Genomic DNA, 21,662 nt, shown 5'->3' with positions numbered 1-21,662 from the left:
ATTCCGACAGAATAATTGATTCGACGCCCTCGCCGCGCTGTGATCCACTCACCCCCGACATGTATCGCCATTCTTAATGCGTCCCAAACCTTAAGGAGCTGAAGATGAGCAATGCAATGCGCAGTGAAACCCCTATCGAAAATTCGCGAACACGGCCCGTCGACACCAAGCTCGAGGTGGTCGTCATCCCCGTTTCCGACGTCGATCGCGCCAAACGTTTCTACGACAGCCTGGGCTGGCGGCTCGACGCCGACTTCGCCAATGATGCCGATTTCCGGGTGCTCCAGTTTACCCCGCCCGGCTCCGGCTGCGCGATCATCTTCGGCGAGAACGTCACCGCCGCGCCACCTGGCTCCGCCCAGGGGCTCTACCTTATCGTCTCCGACATCGAGGCCGCCCGCCGCGATCTTATCGCTCGCGGCGTCGAGGTCAGCGACGTGTTCCACGACGCTGCCGGCGTCTATGCCGGCAAGGACGAGCCCTATCTCTTCGGACGGCTGCGCATCGCCGGCCGAGATCCCGAAAACCGCAGCTATCGCTCCTTCGCCTCGTTCAAGGATCCCGATGGCAATGGCTGGCTATTCCAGGAGGTCACCACGCGATTGGCGGGACGCATCGACGCCGACGAGACAGCCTTTGCGACCTCGAGCGACCTTGCATCAGCGCTGCGCCGCGCGGCGACCGCCCACGGCGAACACGAAAAGCGAAACGGCGGCAAGCACGACGAGGGCTGGCCGGACTGGTACGCCGACTACATGGTCAGTGAACAGTCTGGCCGAGAGCTGCCGCTATAGGCAGCGGTCTTTTCCGGCGAACTCAAACAGCCCTTGTTGAGGCATGCCTTCCTCCTGCGCACCTCCCTGAGGTGCGCAGGAGGAAGGCCAGTAGCCTCGAAGGACACCTCCAACGCTGCTCCGTGCATTCATTCGGCGTCGGCGCACGCGCCCGCCGTCACCGCTCGAAAAAATCCCGCCACTGTTTCTCGCCAACCAGGCAGTCGACCCCGGTCTCGGCGCCGGTGATTCTCTGCACCGTTGCCGGCGGGGAAAACCCGCTGATCTCCAGCACCAGCTTGCGGCGCACGGCAACGGCGAAATCCTCGATGTTGCGGACCGGCAGCACGAAGGCGCCGGGGCCGCCGATCACGCAATCCGCATAATATGTGTCGAGCCCGTTCGGCGCATCGGAGGGCCGCAGCATAATGGCAAGGCCATTGATGATCATGCCTGCTTCCACCGCCTTGTCGCGGGCGGATATGACTGGATTTCCGGAATTGTTCGGGCCATCGCCCGACACATCGATCACCTGTCGTCTGGACGGAAACGGACTGGAAACGATCATGCTGGCGCCTTGGGCGATCGCGGTGGAGATCGATGTACGCCGCTGCGTGGCAATCGGCCGGGCTTCGAGCTTTTCGGCAAAAGCGATCGCGTCCGCTTCCGTCTCGATGACCTGCCAGTCGATCACCGAATCCTGGACGACATAGCCCGCCCATTCGAAATAGCTGATGGCGATGCGGCCGGTCAGACCGCCCTTCACCGCATCGATGAATTCCTTGTGCTTGAGCGCTTCGACATAACCCTCGCGCTGGATGCCGATCTCCTCGAAATCCATCGAGCGCGAGGTGTCGACGGCAAGGACCAGGGTCACGTCAACCTCGTTTCCCCCCGCCTGCGCTGCCGGGACGAGGCCGGAAAGACCCATAAGCACCGCAACTGTCGTCAGCATCGGCAGATCCCCGCGCCATCCAAGCGCGCAACCTTAGCACAGCTTGGCCGATGCAGGACGCCCGGCCACGCCGGTAGTTTCAATTTTCGGTGATGGCCGGCTCAATGCAGCGGCAGCCACAAAGGGCTTTTCCATGCTTTCAGCGCGTCGAGGAAGACCTGCAATCTGGCGGGCAAGAAGCGGCGGGTGGGATAGACGGCATGCACGAATATCTCCTCGGACGACCAGTCCGGCAGCAGGCGGATGAGCGCACCTCTCCTGATCTCATCGTCGCAATAGGTCGAAGGCAGAAGGCCGATGCCGTGGCCGCGATTGGTAAAGGCGCTCACCGCGTCGAAATCCCGGCTCGAGACCGGCCCCGACACCTGCTGGCGGACCGACTTGCCGCCGCTGACCAGATGCCACTCCGCTTCGCCGTTGCGGCCGTTCAGCAACACGCACTGATGCTCATTCAGGTCCTGGGGCTCTGAGGGAGGCGCCCTGCCCTTCAGATAGTCCGGCGCGGCGACCAGATAACGCACGCTCTTTCCGAGCCGCTGCGCGATGATTGAGGAATCCTTGAGTTCGCCGAAGCGGATGCCGAGATCGATATTCTCGGCGATCAGATCGAGGAACAGGTTGGTGACGAAGAGATCGACCTGGATATCGGGATAGGTCTTCAGGAAGGACGATACGAATTCGTAGAAGACCTCCTGCCCGAAAATGACGGGCACGGAGATCTTCAGCAGGCCTTCCGGCTTTTTCTGCGTTTCCGTGAGTGCCTGCTCGGCGTCGATAAGATGGGCGAGCGGCTCACTGCACTGATCGAAATAGGCCCGGCCCTGCGCCGTCAGGCTAAGCTTGCGGGTCGTGCGCTGCAGCAGCGTCACACCAAGCTGCTCCTCCAGCGACGTCACCTTCCGGCTGACGGTCGAGACCGGCATGCCGAGGGAATGGGCCGCGCGGCTGAAGCTGCCATACTGCGCCACCTTCACGAAAACCGCGATGTCGTTCAGGTCTGCCATGCCAGGATTTTTGCATGGATGCAAAAGAGAATCCAGATATTTCCATCTAATCGGGGAATGGAGTTTTCATCATATTCACCTTGCGAAAACGATCATAACCCGATGGAGGCGCATTCGCAGCAGCCCCGTCTCGAGCGACCCGCCTTCGTAAGGCCTGCGTTGCCCGACCAGACTATGGAGTTCAACATGACTACCGCAAAGACTGTCATCGTCACGGGCGCCTCCCAGGGTATCGGAGCCGGGCTCGTCAACGCCTTCATCGAGCGCGGCTATAATGTCGTCGCCACCTCACGTCAGGTCAGCGCCTCGGATGCCTTGCAGGCGTCGGACAGACTGGCGCTCGTCGACGGTGACATCGGCGATGCCGAAACCGCGGCGCGAGTGACAAGGACCGCGATCGACCGGTTCGGCTCGATCGACGCCCTCGTCAACAATGCCGGCATTTTCTTCAGCAAGCCCTTCGTCGATTACACCATGACCGACTTCCGGAAGCTGTCCTCGACCAATCTCGAAGGCTTCATCCACCTGACCCAGTTGGTTGTCCGGCAGATGCTGGCCCAGAAATCGGGCGGCAGCATCGTCAGCATCACCACACCGCTGATCGACCATCCGATCGCCGGCTTCTCGGCCTCGGTCGCCATGATGACCAAAGGCGGCATCGACGCGATCTCCAAGAACCTGGCGATGGAATATGCAAGCGAGGGAATCCGCGTCAACACCGTGGCTCCCGGGGTCGTCGACACGCCATTGCACAAGGACAATCCGAAGGACTTCCTGAGCACGCTGTCGCCGATGGCTGGCATTTCCAACGTCGCGGAAGTCGTCGATGCGGTTGTCTTCCTGACCGAAGCTCCGCGCGTGACCGGGGAGGTGCTGCACGTCGACGGCGGCGCACATCTGGGCAAATGGTAAACCACCCGCAAGCGCACGCAGCCGGCGCAGAACGCCGGCTGCAGGAACTCGGCATCACGCTTCCCTCGCCACCAACACCCCTGGGGGCCTATGTGGAGGCGGTCAGGAGCGGCAACCTGGTCTTCTTCAGCGGCATGCTGCCGGTTGTCAACCGCCAGCCGCGCTATATCGGCCGTGTCGGCGGCGCGCTGACATCAGAGGACGGCAGGAAGGCGGCCGAGACGGCGACACTGAGTGCGCTGGCGGCCGCCAAGGACTATCTCGGCTCGCTGGACAGGGTCGTCAGGATCGTCAAGCTCGGCGTCTATATCGCCACCGAAGGCGATTTCCGCGATCACCCCAAGGTCGCGGACGGAGCGTCGGAAATGCTGCTCCAGGTCTTCGGCGAGGAAAAACTCTCCGGGCGCGTCGTCCTCGGCGTCGCCAGCCTGCCGCTCGGCGTACCGATCGAGCTTGAGCTCGTTCTTGAGGTCGAGGATTGAAGAGGACGGGCGCGCTTCGGCGCGCCCGTCTCACCGCCCCTGCATTCTTGGCTTGGCGTGCGCTCAGCGCAAATGAGTTTTGTTAACAACCCCATCCTCACATCGCCACCAATAGCAGGACGTAAGCGATGACGCTCACCATCAAACCGCGAAACGCAAAAGTGACGCAGCGGTATTTGCTGCGAGCGATGGCGGAGAGGATGTTGGCGTTTTCGAGATATTGGTCGAACAGATAACGCTCGTCGCGCCGCAGTGCCGCGTCGAAGAACAGATCTCGATGGTTCTGCCAGGCGCCCCAGAACAGCGAGGTCGAGCTATCCAAACGGCGCGGCAGCACAACGAGGATCGCCGACAGGATGGAAAAGACCGAAGCTGCGGCAAGCAAGCCGGAAAACAGCATGCTCCCTGGTGTGCCGCTGATATAACGCCCCAGGCTGAAAACCGCCCTCACCTCGCTGGAGCTCACCAGGAAGGCCAGCATGAACGTAAAGATATAGGCAGCCTTTTGATCGGATATCTTGACCTGATCGTAAAATATATCATTGATTTTCTTGATATGGTCGAAATACTCCACGCCGATATCCGCGCTCGACGGCTGGCTTAGCATAACCTCAGTTGCAGTTTCGAATTCGCTCACGTGAATACTCCATCCCCAAGTGTTTCCCTGATATTACACTTGACGGCGAAAGCAAGAACACGTGTGCAACGCGCTTGACTTTTCCCCTCTACACGGACAAAGGGGAAGCGGGTATGGGGTCTGGGGTTATGCGGGGTTATTCCAAGAACATCTGTCGTGCGGGCATGGCGCTGGCGCTTGCTGGTCCCGGTCTCGCACCGCCGGCAATGGCCGATCCGGTCCAGCGTGCAACACCGGTCGCCGGTTCCGTCATCGCCCGCAAGACCGGCGAAGAGGTCCGTTTCATCGACGTATCGAATTGGCGTGTCGTCGATATCAATCAGGATCTCCTGACCGGCGACGTGCTGCGCACCAATGCCAACGGCCAGCTCGCCATCGTCTTTTCCGACCACACCCAGGTTCGCCTCGGCCGCAATTCATCGCTGCAGGTCAAGAAAATGGCCGCCAGCGGCGACACGACACTGGAGCTGCAATCGGGAACGATCTGGGCGCGCGCCGAGCGTGGCGGCCAAGGTCTGACGGTCGAGACACCAGCGGCCGCAGCCGCCATCCGCGGCACCGACTGGACGATGACCGTCGAGGGCAACAAGACCTCGATGATCGTGCTCGAAGGCCGTGTGGCGCTGAGCAACCCGCAGGGCAGCGTCGAGGTGAACGAAGGCGAAGGGGCGGTTGCCACGATCGGCCAGGCGCCGCGAAAGCTGGTGATCGTCACACCCGATGATCGCGAGCAGATGCTGTTCTACCTGAACCTGCGCGATGGCTTCGGCCTGATGCCGACCTCTCCGTTGCCGGCAGGCCGCATGGCCGATGAGCGCCGCCGGCTGCTGACTTTGTCGCCGGAACGTCGCACCACCGAGAACTGGCTGGAGCTTGCCGAAGTGCAGAGCGCCTTCGACGGCCGGCCGGTCGCCGCAAAGACGCTTCAGGAGGTTCGCCGGCGCAAGCTGACCACCCTCCAGAAGGCGCGCGTCGACCTGATCAATGCCACGATCGCCGGCTCCGAAAAACGCTATGACGAAGCCGCAAGGCTGTTTGCGGCGGCACTGCCGCATCTTGATCCGGCCCGCCGGAACATGGCGCAGTATGGCGGCTATTTTGCCCGTTCGCTTTCCGATCCAGCCCATGTCGAAAAGCCGCCGTCATCAGCGGTCGGCCCCTATGGCGCGATCATGCAGGCCTACACGGCAGGCTTCCTCAAAAATCCCCGCGCCTCCGTCGACCTGATCAAGGATGCGGAAAAGCGTTTTCCTGATGACCCAACCCTGCCTGCGATCCGCGCCCAGCTGGCGCAGCTGATCGACGACCGCGCCCAGATGCTGGAGGCGGTCAACCGCGCCCTCTCGCTCGATCCCAATCATCCGATCGCCCTTGCCGCACGCGCCGCCTACAAGGCGAGTTACGAAAGCGATATCGATGGCGCCCTGGCCGATCTGAACCGCGCCATCGAGCTTGCGCCGGGGGCCTCGGGATCGTTGAACTCGATGGGCCTGCTGCAAAGCGCCCGCAACGCCAATGACGAGGCCGAGGCTGCGTTCCTAAAGGCGATCGCCCTCGATCCGCAGGATCCGGTCCCGCACGGCAATCTTGCCATCCTCTATCTCGACCAATCCAGGATGAAGGATGCCAAGCGCGAAATCGATGCGGCGCTCGCCGCCGATCCCTCCTTCGACATCGCTCTCCTCGCCCGCGGCCGCTATTACCTGCAAACCGGCGAGCGCGACAAGGCGCTGGAGGACCTGCTGGCCGCCAGCACCGCCAATCCAGCCCATTCGCAATCGCAGCTGATGCTCGCCGCCGCCCATTACGAAAAGGGCGACCGCATCCCTTCCGAGCAGGCAGTCGACAATGCCGACAGGCTCGACAAGAACGATCCGGTCATCTCCTCCTTCCGCACCGCCATCGATATCGACGATTACGACGCCGACGGCGCGATCCGCAACGCGCAGGAATTTCTCCGCCGCTCGCGCGCCCGTGGCGGTGATTACAGCGCGCTCGGCGCCAATGAGGATGCCGGCTCGACGCTGAACAACGCTTTTCGCCTCCAGGGCCTGGATGCCTGGGGCCGCTATTACGGGGATGCGGTCTTCAGCCCCTTCGAAGGCAGCGGCTATATCGACCAGTCGATCAAGGGCAGCATCTTCCCTTACGTCAATGCAACGAGCTTCAGCGATGACAATGTCATCCAGAACCGTGGCAACGCGTCTAGCTATTCATCCTTTATCCAGGGCTTGCTGCTTGATCCGCACATGCTCTCCGGCCGCTCTCGTTCGGCAACGCTGCTGCGCACGCCTTTCATCGAAGGCTCGCTCGGCGGCGGCATCAATAGTGTCGACGGCCATACAAGGCGCATCGGCGAGGCCGAAATCCAGGGCTTCTCGAACGAGACGATCCCGCTCAGCTTCTTCGGCAACCTGACCTGGGAAGAACTGGTGCTGGACGGCGACTATCGCAACTTTGGCGGCTTCCAGACCAACAACAAGCTCGTCGGCGGCAATGGTTATCTGACGGCAACGGTGACGCCGGACGATCGTGTGGTGGCCTATGTCAACCATGCCAAGAACGATGGAACGCTGAACGCACTGACGGCAGGCTCGTCACTGACGGACTTCCTCAACCTCCTGGGCTTCGGGGTTCGCACCGAAGTCTCTTCGGAATACAATTATCGGCGCAATATCACCGAAACGACCAATGCCGGCCTCGGCTGGAGCCATACCTTCGGCTACGAAAACATATTGAACGGCGCCTTTCTCTATTCGGAAAGCAAATCGCAGACGTCCACCTCTCTTCAGGTAGACGATGCACCGGTTCTCGGTCTGCCTGACCCCGACATCATTCCATTCTTGGACGGGACGGAGGAGCTGTCCTCAAAAGCCTATGTCGCCGCGCTCAGCCATTCCATCGGCAGCGGACCGCTGACTTGGCGGTACGGCATCGAAGGCGGCTGGATCGATGCCAGCGCGACCACCTCCTCTCGCCTTCATGAACTCTTTCCGCTCTTCCCGATCATCCCCGGGACCACCGACGGCCCGGACACATTCAATAACCGCGTCAACATCGCCCGCGCCTACATCGACGTGCTGCACGAGATCACCCCCGAACTCAAAGGCGAGTATGCTCTCTTCGGCACGCAGATGAGCGGCGGCAGCGTCGATGTCAGCCGGCTGGAGCCACGCTTCGGCCTCGCCTGGGCACCGGCCGAGAACCATTGGCTGCGCGCTGCCTTCATGCGCCAGAGCCTCGACACCGGCGTTCCCACTCTTGCCCCGATCGGCATCCTCGGTTTGCAGGCCAACCAATATTCGATCGGCGTCGAGGGTTATACCGATACGGTGGCGCTGCAATGGGATGCCGAGTGGACCGACCGGCTCTTCACCTCGGTCGAATATCAGCACCAGGAATTGCATGATTTCTCGATCGACCTGCCGCTGATCGCGCTGCCTGCGGCAGACAGCCTGCCGCTGTCGCGCGGCAGCATCGACCGCGCCGCCGTCACGGCCAACGTCGCGCTCGGCGCCGGTTTCGGCCTCTCGGCCACCTATGCCTACATGGAATCGGAGAACAAGGACCCGCTGGAGCCGAACTACGGCGGCTCTCTGCCGTTTATCCCGAAGAATTCCGGCCAGATCGCGCTGACCTGGGTCAACGAGGCCAAGGTCAAGGCGACGGTGGCCGCCAATTATGTCGGCGAACGCGACGGCGATGATCTCGGCACCACGCTCGACGATTACTGGAGCCTCGACGCCCACCTGATCTGGGAACCGCTGGACAAGCGCATCGCACTCGAAGCTGCCGCTTATAACCTGCTCGACGAGGAGTTCGAGATCACGCCCGGCGTGCCCGGCTGGGGCCGCGCCTTCAAGGGCACCCTCAAAGTCCGCTTCTGATGCGGGAGCAGGATAAGCCTCGGCAGGCCAGGCCCACCGGCAGTCAGACCGGGAGCCGCCGTCTCAGGCTGCTGATACTGTCGCTGTCGGTGCTGATCGCCATCTCGCTGTTGTCACGCCTGCCCGCCTGGTCGCTGCTGGAGCTCAGAAGCTACGATTACCTCTCGACCGTCGACGATCCACGCCCGCCTCAAGGTGGACCTGTCATCGTTGCGATCGACGAACCGTCGCTTGCCGATATCAACGCCCAATGGCCTTGGCCGCGCAGCCTGCATGCCGAACTCGTGAGACAGCTGCGCGCCGCCGGCGCCCGTGTCATCGGCCTCGACATCATCATGGCCGAACCCTCGAACCCCGGCAATGACGCGGCAATCACCGAGGCCGTCGGTCCCGACACCGTGCTTGCCGGCGACGAAACGCTTATCGAGACGCCGCAGGCCTCGCAACTGATCCGCGCCACGCCGCTGCCGCAGCTGACGCAAGCGGGTGCTGTGACCGGCATCGCCTCGATCGATCTCAGCGGCGACGGCATCTTCCGCCGCATTCCGGGCTATGAGGACGGCTTTGCCGCCATGCTGGCGAAGACGTCGGGAACGCCGGCGGAGATTCTGTCGGCCGGCCGGCTCATCCAGTCCTTCGGCCCGGCCCGCAGCTATCCCACGGTCTCCTACTACCAGGCGCTCGACCCTGAGAATTTGCTGCCGCGGAATTATTTCAAGGGCCGAGTCGTTCTCGTCGGCCTCAGCCTGCAGAATGCGCCCGCGATCGACAAGGGCGGTGTCGATGCCTTTGCGACGCCCTATACGGTTCACACCGGCAAACTCGTCTCCGGTGTCGAGATTCAGGCGACCATCTACGACAATATCCGTGCTGGCCTGTCGATCGCCGAAGCCCGCCTGCCCGCGGTTGCCGCCTGCATCCTGATATCGGTGCTGCTTGCCGCCACGACCGTCTGGCGCTCGACGGGATGGCTGACGATCGTCACCAGTGCGGTGGGCCTCCTCGCCTTCGCCGCCGTAAGCTTTGCCGGCATCCGGCTTGCCCATGTCTTCGTCTCGCCGCTCGGCCCGACGGTCGCCTATATCTCGGTCGTCTTCGGCCAGGCCGCCTTCGATTATGCCGAGGAGCGCCGCAACAAGCGGCAGATCATCCGCGCCTTCGCCCAATACATCTCCCCCGATCTCGTCAAGCGCCTGTCGAACGATCCCTCGCAACTGAAGCTCGGCGGCGAGCGGCGCACGCTCTCGGTGCTGTTCTCGGATGTACGTGGCTTCACCACCATCGCCGAGACGCTGAAGGACGATCCGGAGCAGCTGACCGGTCTGATCAACCGGCTGTTGACGCCGCTCTCCGACGTGGTGATGGATCATGGCGGGACGATCGACAAATATATGGGCGATTGCATCATGGCCTTCTGGAACGCGCCGCTCGACGATCCCGACCATGCCCTCCATGCCGTGCGCGCCTCGCTTGCCATGCAGACAGCGATTTCGAGGCTGAACAACCAGCTGGAGCGGGAAGCGGCAGCGCATGGCGGTAAACCGCACGTCCTGAAGATGGGCGTCGGCATCAATACCGGCGAATGCATCGTCGGCAATATGGGCTCGACCCGCCGCTTCGACTATTCCTGCCTCGGCGACAGCGTCAACCTCGCCTCCCGCCTTGAAGGCGCCTCGAAGAATTATGGCGTAGCGCTGCTGCTCGGCGAGGATACCGCAAGACTGGTCGCCGACACCTACACCGTCGTCGAGCTCGACCGGATCATCGTCAAGGGCCGCACCGTGACGTCGCCGGTCTTCACCGTCCTGCACAAGGCCGATCCGCTGTCCCTCGCCGCCCATCGGGCGTTCATCGATGCAAAATATGCCGGCACGCTCGCGCCATCCGACCACGTCTTCGAGAGGCTGGCTGCTGACATGCCCGAGCTAGCCCCCTATTACGCGATCGTCCGGGATGCGCTGGTTGGCGACGGCGGTGAGTGATCATCCGGGGCAGCGCTAAAACCAGGTTCTGCGCATGGAACCCGTGAAATGAAGCGCGCCCTCAATAGCTTCGTAGCTCGCGCATGTGACGCTCCATTTGGCAGCCGATCACTTCCCGAAGGCGCGCTTGAGCGCATCCACGACCACACGCACGGAGGGGACGTCCTTGATCTCCGAATGCACGACCAACCACACGTCCCTTCCAAGAGCATGTTCCCCCGTGATGCGCTGGAGATCGCCGGATTCCGCGACGGCGAAATCCGGGAGCATGACGACACCGCCACCAAGCCTCGCCGCTGCGGCCTGAAATTCCAGTACCGATGACCTCACCGCTATCGGCCGGCCAGCGGCCAGCTCAATGAGACGAGCCTGCTGCGGCGAGGCGTTCATTGTTTCGTCATAGCCGATGAAGGTCCATTCGGATGGCGCAACGGTTTCGAGGTATGACTTTGAGCCGTAGAGGTCGAAGGTGATCTCGCCAAGCTTGATGATGGAATAGTCGCCATCTTCTGGCCGCGACAACCGCACAGCGATATCTGCCTCCCGTCGGTTCAACGAAGCGAGCCGTTTCTCTCCGACAAGCGTGATCTGGACGGCTGGATGGTCTCGCCGGATGGCCACGATTGGCTGCGCCAGAAGGACGCTCGAAAGCGCTGGAGGAGCGCTGATCCTTACGTGGCCACGCAGTTCAGTCGAGCTGCTGCGACCAAGCTGCTCGATTGCGGCAGTTTGCGTGGCGATAAGCATTGCATGCTTGGCAACCTGTTCCCCATCGGCGGTTAGAACGACGCGCCGTCCGCGACGGTCGATGAGCTTGCGTCCCAGTCTGGCTTCCAGCGATGCAACACGCCGGCTTATTGTCGCATGTTCAACGCCGAGCTGCTTCGCCGCGCCGAGAAACGTTCCGGACCGTGCGAGCGCCAAGAAATGCCGCAGGTCGTCCCAATCGATTTGTGTGAATTCTTTCCCAATCATTGGGAGACAATAGGGAATTTTAACGCATCTCGCCACCGGGTAGTTTGACTGCATCAAGGAGACAAACGATGACAGATCAGATTGTACTGCTGAACTCGCCGGGCGACGTCGCTCAGTTCCAGGTCCAGGATCAACGTGTCCATCCTCCCGGCAACCGCGAGATCCAAATCCGCCATCACGCTATCGGGACCAATTTTCTCGACGTCTATCACCGCAAGGGCATCTACTCGCTGCCCTCATATCCCGCAGTGATCGGCGCGGAGGCCGCAGGCGTCGTCGAAGCTGTCGGCCCCGGCGTCGAGAACTTCAAAGAGGGCGATCATATCGCATATGCGGGACCGCCGGTCGGAGCCTACTGCTCGACTAGGAACATCGCTGCCGACCGTGCGATTAAGCTTCCCAAGGCGATTTCGGCTAAAACGGCGGCAAGTTCGCTGCTCAAAGGCATGACCGCTTACATGCTGTTGACGAAGACCTACAATGTGCATGACGGGAGTTGTGTTCTCATTCATGCGGCCGCCGGTGGACTGGGCAGCATGCTTGTTCGTTGGGCAAAGTCGCTCAATGCCACGGTGATCGGCACGGTCAGTAGCGCTGAAAAGGCGGCGCTCGCCGAATCCTACGGAGCCGATCATCTCGTGGTCGGACGGGGAGCGGATATTGTCACAGAGGTCAAGGGGCTGACGGGCGGAAACGGTGTCGACGTCGCCTTTGACGGAATTGGCGGTGACATGCTTGTTAAAAGCATCCGCTCGGTCCGACCGTTCGGCATGGCTGTCAGCATCGGCCAGGCCGCCGGCCCGGTTCCACCCGTTCCCCTCGAGGAACTCCGGCCAGGCAAGGCGCTCTCTCACCCGAGCATCATGGCTTGGTGCACTGACATCGATAGATATCGTGAGGCCGCTCAAGCGGCGGTCCGGGCGATGGAAACAGGGATCGTCTCTCAGATCGGCGCCGAATACAGCTTGAGAAATGTTGCGACGGCTCATGAAGAAATGGAGTCGGGGCGCTCCGCCGGCAGTATCTTGCTGGTACCTTAGAGCGAGCAAAAATGCGCGACTGTTTTGGGCCTGCGCAAACCGGCCATCCCGAACCTCTACGGCGGCCTCAAGTCCGGAGTTCGCCGAGGGTGTACATGTTGGTCGGTGCGCCATGCAGCATCACTTCGCGGTCGAAATGGAAGCCGTATTTCTCGAGAATGCGCTTTGAAGCGACATTGATGGGGCGGACCAACCCGATCACCCGCTCCGCATGCAGATCGTCGAAGGTAAAGGTCAGTGTTTCCCGGACCAGCTCCGTGGCATATCCCTGCCCCCAGCTTTCGGGGTGCAGATGATACGAAAGATTGAGGCCGCCGAATTCCTTCGAAACGGTCACGCCGCCGAAACCGATCAGCGCGCCGTTCGCTTCGACCGCCCAACGCCCGAACCCATGATCTTTCCAATGCCCGATATCACGGGCAAGCCGCGCAGCACTTTCATCGGGCGAGTCGGGCCGCGGCACGGGTCGGTGTGCGACCAGCTCCGGTCGGGAGAAAAGCTCGGTCAGGAAAAGAATATCCGTTGATGCAGGAGCCCTGAGCCTCAATCGCGCTGTACGCCTCATTGCCGGCGACGCGGCGCCATTGAGTTCTTTATCGGACATTGTCTACCTCTTCATCGAGGACGGGATATCCTCGGCGCCCCTCATCTAGGCGCGGCATCCGCCAACGCCCCTCATCCTGAGGCGCGCAGGCCAAAGGCCGGAGCCTCGAAGGACACGCCGCAACGCCGCTCCTTGCACCCATCAACAGCCCGAACACATGCCGCTCGCCGTTCGAGTCCTTCGGAGCATGTCGGGACGAGGCTCTCTTGGGCGTTGCCATTCTCAGATGGCGAGATTTCTGGGAGACGATCAAGTTCTTTCGCGCTATGAAGAGCCATCATCGATCCCGCGCAGACCCCGAGGTCACTCTCATGGCTTTGAAAGTTCTTTTCATTGGCGGCACCGGCCAAATCTCCTATCCATGCGTTGAGCGGGCCGTTGCCCAAGGCCATCATGTCAGCGTCTTCAATCGTGGCTTGAGAAGCAACCCGTTGCCTGCGGGGGTGACCTCGATCGTCGGCGAACTGGGATCGCGCGACTATGCCGATCTCGCCAAGGCCAACTATGATGTCGTGTGCCAGTTCATCGCCTTCACGCCCGATCAGGTCGCGCGCGACATCGAACTGTTTGCGGACAATTGCGGTCAGTACATTTTCATCTCTTCGGCCTCGGTCTATGAAAAGCCGCCGCGTCACTATTTGATTACCGAGGAGACCCCGGCGATCAATCCTTACTGGCCCTACAGCCAGGCCAAGATTGCCGGCGAGGAGTTGCTCAAGAAGTCCATCAAACTCGCCTGGACGATCGTCCGTCCCAGCCACACCGTTCGCACCGGCCTGCCGATCATGATGGGCGACAGCGACGTCATGGCGAGACGCATGCTGGATGGCGGGCCCACCATCGTGGCGGGCGACGGCCACACGCCGTGGACACTGACCCGCGCGGTCGATTTCGCAATGCCTTTCGTCGGACTTTTCGCCAAGGAGGCAGCGCTAAATGAGATTTTCCATATCACCTCCGATCGCGCACATATCTGGGACGACATCCAAAAGACCATCGCAAGATTGCTGGGCGTCGAGGCGAAGATCGTCCACATTCCGACGGACACCCTGATCAAATACAATCCGGAGTGGGTAGGCCCACTGCTCGGCGACAAGGCCTGGACGGCAATCTTCGACAATTCGAAGGTCAAGCGCGTGGCCGGCGATTTCACCTGCGCCGAGAGCCTGGAAGAAATTCTGGCCGAGCCGATCATGTACCTCAAGCAGCGCCTGGCCAAAAGCCGTCCGCCAAGGGGTGAACTTGATGCTCTGATCGACAGGATCTGCGCTGCCCAAGGCGCTCTCGGCTAGGCATGTACTTCGGGTGTTCGCCAGCTCTGGCATGATGTTGAAAAGTGTGTGCGGTTTTCTCATGACATCATGCTCTAACTCTTAAGAACAGGATTCAGATTAGGCCGAGCGGGCCTAAAATCATCCTGTTCTAGGCCACGGCCACGATGACATGCGCCTGAATTTTGGCAGCAACCTCGCCGCCGCCATGCCTGTCTGCAATCGCGGATGCAGCGTAGTCGGTCGCAGCCTCCAGTTTTCCTGCCTCTCTGGCTTCGATCTCATTGCGAAGAAGCGTGCCCTGACAATAGGCAACGGCCGGAATGCGGGGCGAGGATGCGCGGCTTTGTTCGGCCCTCGTTTCGATCACCACATGGGAGAAACCTGCGCCCTCCAACTCCGACCGGATCAGGTCCTTGTCGTGGTAGCCATGCGGCGTGCGTGCCAGGAAGCGCGGCGGAGCGTTCGGAAAAATCCTGGCGAGAGCATTCGTCACATCATTCGCAAACACATTCTCTTCGATGCGATCCCATACGCTCAGCAAAAAACGTCCTCCTGATTTCAGGACCCGCCTTGCTTCGCGGTAGGCAGCCGGCCGGTCGGGAAAGAACATCGCCCCGAACTGACAACAGACGAGATCGAAGGCCGCATCCTCAAACGGTAGCGCCAGAGCATCCGCCTGGCGCCATTGGATGCGGCTGTCGGGCGTTTGCCGGGAAGCGGCATAGTCGAGCATCGGCTGGTTGAGGTCGCTGACAACATAGCTTGCGCCTGACGACAATCTTGGCGCCAATACGCGGGTAACGACCCCGGTGCCCGCGGCGGTTTCCAACACGGCGCTCGGCGAGAAGGATGCCGCCCGCCCCGCAAGATCCGCAGCGTAAGGTTCGAAAATCAACGGAACCATATAGCGGTCGTAGTTTTCCGGAACCGAGCCTGCGAACACCTTATCCGTTTCCAGCATTGCCATCACTATCCCTTCCGATGGCTCAAAGATTAGCATGGAATGACGTGTTGAGGGCCTGTTTTCGCCCGAGCGACGTTCAGCAGCGTCTGCGGCAATGTCGGTTGACCAACTCTCCGGTCGGAGATGACAACGCCGCGGATTCTTCAATTCGGTGCTGGAAACCCTGCAGCCTTATTATTCCAGGCGGCGCGCTTCCATCGGCGCGTCCTGCCTGAACCCCTCGAAATAGCGGCCGCCATGCAAGGCAAGCTCGCGGTCGGCCAAAGCCAGAAATCGCGTAGCGTCGCCCTCTGCCGCCAGCCTGAACGCCGCGTCGAATTCGATTGCCAATTGTGCATCGAGCGCTCTTATGAGACGCGGCGCCCACTTTCCGCGGCCGGCCCACGCGCCACGCCCGAGGAGGATGAGGTCGGCGAGTTTCTGATAGAGCTGCGCAGCGATGGCCGCGATCTCTTCGGGCGGGGGCGACCCGCGCAGATCGTCGGCAAGATCGGTGACGTGATAGCGCAGCATGTCGTAGCTTGCGCCGGCAAGAGGTTTTGGCCCTGCTGCGAGCATGCTTGCGGCCCTGGCCTGAACGATGCGTGCGCTGTCGAAATCCAGGCCCACGATGCTACCGGTCGCCACCATGGTGACCATGACGGGGCAGCCGCTCTCCGCATCGGCATGAAGATAATGCGCCAGCGTCTGTTCGTCGTGGACGAAGGCCTCGACCGGGAAACCGTCCTCAGTGAACGACTCCCGCGAGGCTCTTTCCAGCGATGGGAACACGACCACGAGATCAATATCCGAAAACGCAGTCCCATCGCCACGCATGAGCGAACCAGCCACGTAGGCGAAAGCCGCCCCGGCAAAGCGGCTGGTGACGCAACGACGGGCAACGGCCAGCGCCCGCTCCGCAAGAATATGCTTCTGGATATCGTCCATGATTTCATCCTCGAATGCGGGACACGGGCGGCAACAAAAAACCCGCTCGTCTCCGGCGGGTTGGTCTTAGCGGCAATGAACGGAATTCAGTTCACGCGTCTAACACCCACCGCGGCGCGATGGTCGTAGACTGTGTTGAAACTGCAAAAATCCTGCTCATGGCCAACGTTAACCTGCGACCTTGACAGCGTCAATGCACCGAAGCGGGACGCCCGGGACGCTTCCCCGGCGCGATGTTTTCCGTCTAAGATGCGGCAAGACTCGAAAACAGAAAGAGCCCGCTCATGTCCGATCCCGCAACCGTCATCCCGCTTCCGCAACCGGTTTTGCTGCCGGTCGAGGGCAGCGCCGAGCGTTTTCCGGTGCGCCGCGTCTATTGCGTCGGGCGCAACTATGCCGACCATGCGATCGAGATGGGTCATGATCCCACCCGCGAGCCGCCCTTCTTCTTCCAGAAAAATGCCGATAACCTGCTGCCGGCGGGCAATGCCTTCCCCTATCCGCCACTCTCGAAGGACGTGCATTACGAGGTCGAATGTGTGCTTGCGCTGAAATCCGGCGGCGCCAACATTAAGGCCGCAGACGCGCTCGACTGCATTTACGGCTATGCCGTCGGCGTCGATTTCACCCGCCGCGATCTGCAGGGCGAGGCCAAGAAGCTCGGCCGTCCCTGGGAGGTCGGAAAGGCCTTCGAACATTCCGCCCCCGTCTCGTCGATCGTTCCGGCAAGCCGCCTCGGCCACCCCTCGCAGGCAAATATCTGGCTGGAACAGAACGGCAAGCGTGTCCAGGACGGCGATCTCAACCAGATGATCTGGAAGGTGCCGGAGATCATCGCCGAACTGTCGAAGCTCTTCACGCTGGCGCCGGGCGATATCATCATGACCGGCACGCCTGCCGGCGTCGGTGCGGTCGCCAGGGGCGATCGCATCAGTTGCGGCATCGACGGCGTCGCCACCCTATCGGTCGAGATCGTCTGAGGAGCGAGCCATGCCCGTCTATGCGCTCGGCGGATCAACGCCGAAACTTGCCGCTGCCGGCCTCTATTGGATCGCACCGGATGCCAATATTATCGGCGAGATCGAGCTCGGCGAGAATGTCGGCGTCTGGTTCGGCGCCGTGCTGCGCGGCGACAACGAGAAGATCACCATCGGCGAAGGCACCAACATCCAGGAAGGTGTGATGGCCCATACCGACATGGGCTTCCCGATGACAACAGGCAAAGGCTGCACCATCGGCCACCACGCCATCCTCCACGGCTGCACGCTCGGAGACAACGTGCTGATCGGCATGGGCGCCACCATTCTGAATGGCGCGAAGATTGGCGACAACTGCCTTGTTGGCGCCAATGCGCTGGTGACCGAAGGCAAGCAATTCCCCGATAATTCCCTCATCGTCGGAGCACCCGCCCGCGTCGTGCGTGTGCTCGACGAGGCGGCAATCGAAGCCATCCGCCGCTCGGCGGAAAACTACATCGCCAACTGGCAACGCTTCGCCCGCGATCTCAAGCAGATCGGGTGATCGGGCCGGCAGAATCGGGGAACACGTGCTTGAGTTTCGGCGAAAGCGGCTGATTGCGCGACGCCTCTGCATCCCGCATTCTGGATGTCAGAGAAGTTCCGCCATTGCCGCAATGACGGCCCGAGGCTGATTTCGTTGAAAAACCGCCTTATTCGGCAGCTTCGAGAAACTGGCTGTTTCGTGAGGAAGAGGCAAGCGCCTGAACCCTGGCTTCCGCCTTGGCGATCAGCTGATAGAATTCGTCCTGCGCTTCGACATCCAGTTGAATGACGGCATTGACGTCATCGGGCGTATCGCAAACGCAGGCGATTGCCGAAATGGGACAGATGCCGCCTGGGTAACGCTTGCCGGTTCCGGTATAGGCGCGACGGCCCCAACGCTCGGAATAAACCGTCTCTTCTCGCTCGAGATGCAGGATTGTTCCCTTGCAGGCGGTCACAATGGCCGCCTTGCCGTAAGCGAACCAATGATAGTTCAGCTTCCGGAGAATATATTTGCCGGTGATATCCTCGCCAGCCAGTTCGGCAGGGTTTTCAATCATTCTGATCATGAAGGCTTCCCTCAACGTTTTCAGAATATCCTTCATCTCTGCTTACGCGACAAGTCAAAAAACGCTGCTTTTGGAGACACTTAGTCACAAAGTGTTTCCGATTCTTACATAAATCATTCGTTGGGCCGTGTGTCGGGTACACAATTCCTCGTCGAATTTGCCGTACCTGCACTCGATTTCGGCATTGTTCGAGGTGGCGGCGACGTCACTGTCCCCTTGTGTTTTTCTGCCTGGGCTCGATATGTCTCCCTGACTGGTCCGAAGACCGTTCCGTTTTTTCCTCCCAGAAAACGACCGCTGTTTCGCCAAATTGCCACCAGCAGGAGAATTTCATGGTCGACGCGATCAACCCCATCTCCGCCACCGCCCCGTCCGAACCCACTAAGGTCGGCACCAGCACATCGATCGGCTCCGAACCCGACAATGCCTGGGTCGCCGCCCGCCAGTCGCCGATCACCGCCGATCAGATGGCACTCAAGAAGGAAACCGAAAGCGATTTCATCCCGCACGCGAATCTGATCGTCCACGACGAGGAGAACTCACAGAAGCGGTTTGCGCACGCGGCATCGGAAGAAGGGGAAGAAGCTGGGCATCAAGCGGAGCAACCGGTCTTGTCAGGCGAGGCGAAAGCGAGCGGATCGGCACCCGCAATTTCGACGACGACACCCCGTTCGGAGAGCGCGTCGTCATCGTCTGATGTCCGCGCAATTACCGCTCGCCCTGAAGCTGAGCTTCGATGGCCACCTTGTCGACCACCGACCAGACCTCGACGATCTTTCCGTCGCGAAATTCGTAGATGACGTTCTCGGCGAAGGTCACTCGCCTGCCGTTCACATCGATGCCGAGGAATTCTCCCTTGGGCGTGCAGTCGAAGCTCAGCCGGCACGCTAGGTAAGGCGGGTCAACGACTAGCATTAGCACATTGAAACAAAGGTCCGGAATATCATCGAAATCGCGCTCCAGCATGGCGATGTAACCCGACAACCCGATCTGTCGCTCGTTGTGAATCGCGTCGCGGGCGACGAACTGCCCGAGGTTCGGCCAGTCCTGCCTGTTGAGGCAGGCGATGTAGTCGCGATAGAGATCCACAAGTTTGGTTTTCGTCATGGTTCGTTCCAGGCTTGGCAACAGCTCGGCGGTGAAGATAGTGCCGGAACCGGTGCTTGTCAGCGGCGAGCCCTTTCGAAGCGCGGCGCCCTCTGACGCCAGCGCTGAACGGCTCTCATCGAGTTACCTGAGCTCCCTTGTGTTTTGCCGCTTCGGCTCACTCACGAGTTTGAAGGAGCCAATATTGCCGCGCCCTCTTCGCCCGAGGAACGGCAGGCCTGGTCTCTTGCAGGAGACTTCCCAGTCTGCGAGACGGGACCATTCGCGGCCGAGCCGGGGCTGCCGGTGTCAGGCACCTTGGCGATGCGATTGAACGACGACGCGTCTGGTTCAGGAGAACTCACCGGCGCGAGGACCAGCAAGCGTCACGCGCCAGCCCGTTCGCGATTGGAAATCCTGCGTGGCCAGAAACGTATAGCCGGTTATGCGCCAGGGCTTCACGGCGCTGGTCAGATTATCCAGCACAAAATCGCCGCCGTCCGTCCGGGCAATGAGAACGACATGGTTTTGATCATGCGGTCCGATGACCACGGAAAGCGCCAACCGGTTCGAGGGAAACCCAGCCTCGATCAGGTCCTTCATCTTCTGGAGGGCGTAGTCCTCACAGTCGCCACGGCCGGCGACCGGTAGAGACCAAACATCCTTGGATCCGGATGAGGGGCGATCTTCTGCGGGAATGATGCGTCCATTTACAGCACGATTGACCTTTTGAAGAAGCGCCATGCCTGCCGCGTCGTTCAGCTGTTGCGCCGCCATCCTGCCGCACAGCCATTTGTACTTGGCGCAGGCTGCGCCGAATCCCACAGGTGCGCCGATGCTTCTCGTCACAGGTAGCGATGACCCGGCAACAGCCTGAAAAGCCAGGAGAATGAATGAGATAGCAGCAAGAGAAAAGAGACGCGCCATAGCGGATTCCCCTTATTTGTATCGTCACGATAACAGAGTCGGTATAAAAATTTATTAAAATTTTATACTTACGAATTTAACCTTATTATATAACTGACACAGATTAACTATTGTTTATTCTTCACGTTAGTTGATCGTTAGTATACGAACTCTCTCCATTAACATTCGGTTAACCTTGGGAGACGGTTGAAATGATCAGCAGAGCATCGAAATTGGGCATTGCCTTAGCTTCGCTTCTGGCAAGCAGCAGCTTGGCAACCGCAGCCCCGGCAGTGGTTAACTGCAACAGCGCAGTTCGCGGCACACTCGAATACAGGCTGTGCATGCCGACCAAATCAATTCCGGCCGGCAGCAAGTTCAGCCCGAGAGATAGCGACCCCAGCAGCCAGGGCACCGGCAGCGGCAAGAAAACATCGAGCACCGGGTCGACTGCCGAAAACAGCGGCAACCAGGTTGCTGACGGTGGCGGAAACGATACCGGCGGCGGAGATGACACCGGCGATGGCAAGGACCACGATCACCACGGCGGCAAAGACCACGATCATCACGGCGACAAGGACCGCGATCACCACGGCGACAAGGACCGCGATCATCACGACGGCGACAAGGGCAAGGATCAAGGTCACGGCAAGGGCGACAAAGACGGTTCGGGCAAGAGCGACAACGGCGGCTCCGGCAAGAGTGACAACGGCGGCTCCGGCAAGAGCGACGATGGCGGCTCCGGCAAGAGCGACAATGGCGGCGCCGGCAAGAGTGACAATGGCGGCTCCGGCAAGGGCGACAACGGCGGCTCCGGCAAGAGTGACAATGGCGGCTCCGGCAAGGGCGACAATGGCGGCTCCGGCAAGGGCGACAATGGCGGCTCCGGCAAGAGCGACGATGGCGGCTCCGGCAAGAGCGACAATGGCGGCTCCGGCAAGAGCGACAATGGCGGCTCCGGCAAGAGCGACAATGGCGGCTCCGGCAACGGCTCCGGCAAGGGCGACAATGGCGGCTCCGGCAAGGGCGACAACGGCGGCTCCGGCAAGGGCGGCTCTGAATCCAAGCCGGACTAAGCTTATCCGCGCAGAAACGAAAAAGGTGAGGCCGGTCTCCGGCCTCGCCTTTTTGAGTCATCGCTTTGTATATCGATCGGTAGCAAGTACCGTGAGGGAACCAACGC

Annotated in this window: 21 protein-coding genes and 1 pseudogene; 11 read left to right on the top strand and 11 right to left on the bottom strand. The window is 60.9% G+C overall.

What is annotated here, in order from left to right:
• Positions 1-104: 104 nt before the first annotated feature.
• A complete protein-coding gene (locus tag HJB82_RS07090; protein ID WP_221133158.1) occupies positions 105-794 on the top strand; it encodes a VOC family protein in 690 nt (229 codons plus the stop codon).
• 157 nt (positions 795-951) lie between these two features.
• Here HJB82_RS07090 and HJB82_RS07085 read toward each other — a convergent pair whose 3' ends face one another.
• Both HJB82_RS07085 and HJB82_RS07080 read right to left on the bottom strand, forming a co-directional pair.
• Complete coding sequence (locus HJB82_RS07085; protein WP_207580999.1) at positions 952-1,728, bottom strand: DUF1194 domain-containing protein; 777 nt, start codon at positions 1,726-1,728, stop codon at positions 952-954.
• A gap of 101 nt (positions 1,729-1,829) precedes the next feature.
• Positions 1,830-2,732: a LysR family transcriptional regulator gene (locus HJB82_RS07080; RefSeq protein ID WP_221116730.1), complete on the bottom strand. Its 903-nt coding sequence runs from the start codon at positions 2,730-2,732 to the stop codon at positions 1,830-1,832.
• A 186-nt stretch (positions 2,733-2,918) separates the two neighbouring features.
• Between HJB82_RS07080 and HJB82_RS07075 the strand changes: the two genes are divergently transcribed.
• Both HJB82_RS07075 and HJB82_RS07070 read left to right on the top strand, forming a co-directional pair.
• Complete coding sequence (locus HJB82_RS07075) at positions 2,919-3,644, top strand: SDR family NAD(P)-dependent oxidoreductase (RefSeq protein WP_207581001.1); 726 nt, start codon at positions 2,919-2,921, stop codon at positions 3,642-3,644.
• Positions 3,638-4,126 carry a RidA family protein gene (locus HJB82_RS07070; protein ID WP_221116729.1) on the top strand — a complete coding sequence of 163 codons (489 nt, stop codon included), beginning with the start codon at positions 3,638-3,640 and terminating at the stop codon, positions 4,124-4,126. The genes HJB82_RS07075 and HJB82_RS07070 overlap by 7 nt, the downstream gene beginning before the upstream one ends.
• 97 nt (positions 4,127-4,223) lie before the next feature.
• Here the strand turns inward: HJB82_RS07070 and HJB82_RS07065 are convergent, their stop codons facing one another.
• The gene (locus HJB82_RS07065; protein WP_221139755.1) at positions 4,224-4,763 is read right to left on the bottom strand and encodes a Pycsar system effector family protein; all 540 of its coding nucleotides are present in this window, start codon (positions 4,761-4,763) and stop codon (positions 4,224-4,226) included.
• Between the two features lie 128 nt (positions 4,764-4,891).
• On the opposite strand from HJB82_RS07065, the gene HJB82_RS07060 reads away from it, so the two are divergent.
• Positions 4,892-8,650, top strand: a complete 3,759-nt coding sequence (locus HJB82_RS07060; RefSeq protein WP_311044400.1) for a FecR domain-containing protein — start codon at positions 4,892-4,894, stop codon at positions 8,648-8,650.
• Entirely contained in the window at positions 8,650-10,632 is a 1,983-nt protein-coding gene (locus HJB82_RS07055) for a CHASE2 domain-containing protein (RefSeq protein ID WP_207581004.1), read from the top strand. The genes HJB82_RS07060 and HJB82_RS07055 overlap by 1 nt, the downstream gene beginning before the upstream one ends.
• 108 nt (positions 10,633-10,740) lie before the next feature.
• On the opposite strand, the gene HJB82_RS07050 is transcribed toward HJB82_RS07055, so the two are convergent.
• Positions 10,741-11,607, bottom strand: coding sequence for a LysR family transcriptional regulator (locus tag HJB82_RS07050; RefSeq protein ID WP_207581005.1), 867 nt, complete (start codon positions 11,605-11,607; stop codon positions 10,741-10,743).
• A gap of 68 nt (positions 11,608-11,675) precedes the next feature.
• On the opposite strand from HJB82_RS07050, the gene HJB82_RS07045 reads away from it, so the two are divergent.
• Complete coding sequence (locus HJB82_RS07045) at positions 11,676-12,647, top strand: quinone oxidoreductase (protein WP_207581006.1); 972 nt, start codon at positions 11,676-11,678, stop codon at positions 12,645-12,647.
• A 67-nt stretch (positions 12,648-12,714) separates the two neighbouring features.
• Here HJB82_RS07045 and HJB82_RS07040 read toward each other — a convergent pair whose 3' ends face one another.
• Positions 12,715-13,251: a GNAT family N-acetyltransferase gene (locus tag HJB82_RS07040; protein ID WP_207581007.1), complete on the bottom strand. Its 537-nt coding sequence runs from the start codon at positions 13,249-13,251 to the stop codon at positions 12,715-12,717.
• 311 nt (positions 13,252-13,562) lie between these two features.
• On the opposite strand from HJB82_RS07040, the gene HJB82_RS07035 reads away from it, so the two are divergent.
• Positions 13,563-14,543: an SDR family oxidoreductase gene (locus HJB82_RS07035; RefSeq protein ID WP_221139754.1), complete on the top strand. Its 981-nt coding sequence runs from the start codon at positions 13,563-13,565 to the stop codon at positions 14,541-14,543.
• 130 nt (positions 14,544-14,673) lie between these two features.
• Here the strand turns inward: HJB82_RS07035 and HJB82_RS07030 are convergent, their stop codons facing one another.
• Positions 14,674-15,486 (bottom strand): class I SAM-dependent methyltransferase, encoded by an 813-nt coding sequence (locus tag HJB82_RS07030; protein ID WP_207584341.1) that lies wholly within the window; start codon positions 15,484-15,486, stop codon positions 14,674-14,676.
• 177 nt (positions 15,487-15,663) lie between these two features.
• Positions 15,664-16,416 carry a nucleotidyltransferase domain-containing protein gene (locus HJB82_RS07025; protein ID WP_221139753.1) on the bottom strand — a complete coding sequence of 251 codons (753 nt, stop codon included), beginning with the start codon at positions 16,414-16,416 and terminating at the stop codon, positions 15,664-15,666.
• Positions 16,417-16,700: 284 nt separating this feature from the next.
• Here HJB82_RS07025 and HJB82_RS07020 point away from each other — a divergent pair, with 284 nt between their 5' ends.
• Together HJB82_RS07020 and HJB82_RS07015 are read left to right on the top strand one after the other, a co-directional pair.
• Positions 16,701-17,396: a fumarylacetoacetate hydrolase family protein gene (locus tag HJB82_RS07020; RefSeq protein WP_207581010.1), complete on the top strand. Its 696-nt coding sequence runs from the start codon at positions 16,701-16,703 to the stop codon at positions 17,394-17,396.
• Between the two features lie 10 nt (positions 17,397-17,406).
• Positions 17,407-17,937, top strand: a complete 531-nt coding sequence (locus HJB82_RS07015) for a gamma carbonic anhydrase family protein (protein ID WP_207581011.1) — start codon at positions 17,407-17,409, stop codon at positions 17,935-17,937.
• A gap of 148 nt (positions 17,938-18,085) precedes the next feature.
• Here HJB82_RS07015 and HJB82_RS07010 read toward each other — a convergent pair whose 3' ends face one another.
• Both HJB82_RS07010 and HJB82_RS07005 read right to left on the bottom strand, forming a co-directional pair.
• Positions 18,086-18,487, bottom strand: coding sequence for a hypothetical protein (locus HJB82_RS07010; RefSeq protein WP_207581012.1), 402 nt, complete (start codon positions 18,485-18,487; stop codon positions 18,086-18,088).
• A 205-nt stretch (positions 18,488-18,692) separates the two neighbouring features.
• A complete protein-coding gene (locus HJB82_RS07005) occupies positions 18,693-18,944 on the bottom strand; it encodes a hypothetical protein (protein WP_221139752.1) in 252 nt (83 codons plus the stop codon).
• On the opposite strand from HJB82_RS07005, the pseudogene HJB82_RS31890 reads away from it, so the two are divergent.
• Positions 18,832-19,184 (top strand): annotated as a pseudogene (locus HJB82_RS31890) (hypothetical protein). The gene HJB82_RS07005 and the pseudogene HJB82_RS31890 overlap by 113 nt on opposite strands.
• Positions 19,185-19,195: 11 nt before the next feature.
• On the opposite strand, the gene HJB82_RS07000 reads toward HJB82_RS31890, so the two are convergent.
• Both HJB82_RS07000 and HJB82_RS06995 read right to left on the bottom strand, forming a co-directional pair.
• The gene (locus tag HJB82_RS07000) at positions 19,196-19,594 is read right to left on the bottom strand and encodes an ester cyclase (RefSeq protein ID WP_207581013.1); all 399 of its coding nucleotides are present in this window, start codon (positions 19,592-19,594) and stop codon (positions 19,196-19,198) included.
• A 330-nt stretch (positions 19,595-19,924) separates the two neighbouring features.
• The gene (locus HJB82_RS06995) at positions 19,925-20,500 is read right to left on the bottom strand and encodes a transglutaminase-like cysteine peptidase (protein WP_207581014.1); all 576 of its coding nucleotides are present in this window, start codon (positions 20,498-20,500) and stop codon (positions 19,925-19,927) included.
• 191 nt (positions 20,501-20,691) lie between these two features.
• Here HJB82_RS06995 and HJB82_RS06990 point away from each other — a divergent pair, with 191 nt between their 5' ends.
• The gene (locus HJB82_RS06990; RefSeq protein ID WP_221139751.1) at positions 20,692-21,555 is read left to right on the top strand and encodes a hypothetical protein; all 864 of its coding nucleotides are present in this window, start codon (positions 20,692-20,694) and stop codon (positions 21,553-21,555) included.
• Positions 21,556-21,662: the final 107 nt, after the last annotated feature.

Origin of the sequence: Rhizobium sp. NZLR10 (genome assembly GCF_019685125.1) — a bacterium.
Taxonomy (GTDB): domain Bacteria; phylum Pseudomonadota; class Alphaproteobacteria; order Rhizobiales; family Rhizobiaceae; genus Rhizobium.
Note: the sequence above shows the minus strand (reverse complement) of the source record. Positions and strands in the feature narration are given on the sequence as shown.

Bases quoted from the DNA above. Each gene is read 5' to 3' on its own strand.
- HJB82_RS07000 (WP_207581013.1), bottom strand. From the start codon at position 19,594: ATGACGAAAACCAAACTTGTGGATCTCTATCGCGACTACATCGCCTGC.
- HJB82_RS06995 (WP_207581014.1), bottom strand. From the start codon at position 20,500: ATGGCGCGTCTCTTTTCTCTTGCTGCTATCTCATTCATTCTCCTGGCT.
- HJB82_RS07070 (WP_221116729.1), top strand. From the start codon at position 3,638: ATGGTAAACCACCCGCAAGCGCACGCAGCCGGCGCAGAACGCCGGCTG.
- HJB82_RS07040 (WP_207581007.1), bottom strand. From the start codon at position 13,251: ATGTCCGATAAAGAACTCAATGGCGCCGCGTCGCCGGCAATGAGGCGT.
- HJB82_RS07015 (WP_207581011.1), top strand. From the start codon at position 17,407: ATGCCCGTCTATGCGCTCGGCGGATCAACGCCGAAACTTGCCGCTGCC.
- HJB82_RS07060 (WP_311044400.1), top strand. From the start codon at position 4,892: ATGCGGGGTTATTCCAAGAACATCTGTCGTGCGGGCATGGCGCTGGCG.
- HJB82_RS07055 (WP_207581004.1), top strand. From the start codon at position 8,650: ATGCGGGAGCAGGATAAGCCTCGGCAGGCCAGGCCCACCGGCAGTCAG.
- HJB82_RS07030 (WP_207584341.1), bottom strand. From the start codon at position 15,486: ATGCTGGAAACGGATAAGGTGTTCGCAGGCTCGGTTCCGGAAAACTAC.
- HJB82_RS07025 (WP_221139753.1), bottom strand. From the start codon at position 16,416: ATGGACGATATCCAGAAGCATATTCTTGCGGAGCGGGCGCTGGCCGTT.
- HJB82_RS07050 (WP_207581005.1), bottom strand. From the start codon at position 11,607: ATGATTGGGAAAGAATTCACACAAATCGATTGGGACGACCTGCGGCAT.
- HJB82_RS07045 (WP_207581006.1), top strand. From the start codon at position 11,676: ATGACAGATCAGATTGTACTGCTGAACTCGCCGGGCGACGTCGCTCAG.
- HJB82_RS07010 (WP_207581012.1), bottom strand. From the start codon at position 18,487: ATGATCAGAATGATTGAAAACCCTGCCGAACTGGCTGGCGAGGATATC.
- HJB82_RS07020 (WP_207581010.1), top strand. From the start codon at position 16,701: ATGTCCGATCCCGCAACCGTCATCCCGCTTCCGCAACCGGTTTTGCTG.
- HJB82_RS07035 (WP_221139754.1), top strand. From the start codon at position 13,563: ATGGCTTTGAAAGTTCTTTTCATTGGCGGCACCGGCCAAATCTCCTAT.
- HJB82_RS07085 (WP_207580999.1), bottom strand. From the start codon at position 1,728: ATGCTGACGACAGTTGCGGTGCTTATGGGTCTTTCCGGCCTCGTCCCG.
- HJB82_RS07075 (WP_207581001.1), top strand. From the start codon at position 2,919: ATGACTACCGCAAAGACTGTCATCGTCACGGGCGCCTCCCAGGGTATC.
- HJB82_RS07080 (WP_221116730.1), bottom strand. From the start codon at position 2,732: ATGGCAGACCTGAACGACATCGCGGTTTTCGTGAAGGTGGCGCAGTAT.
- HJB82_RS06990 (WP_221139751.1), top strand. From the start codon at position 20,692: ATGATCAGCAGAGCATCGAAATTGGGCATTGCCTTAGCTTCGCTTCTG.
- HJB82_RS07090 (WP_221133158.1), top strand. From the start codon at position 105: ATGAGCAATGCAATGCGCAGTGAAACCCCTATCGAAAATTCGCGAACA.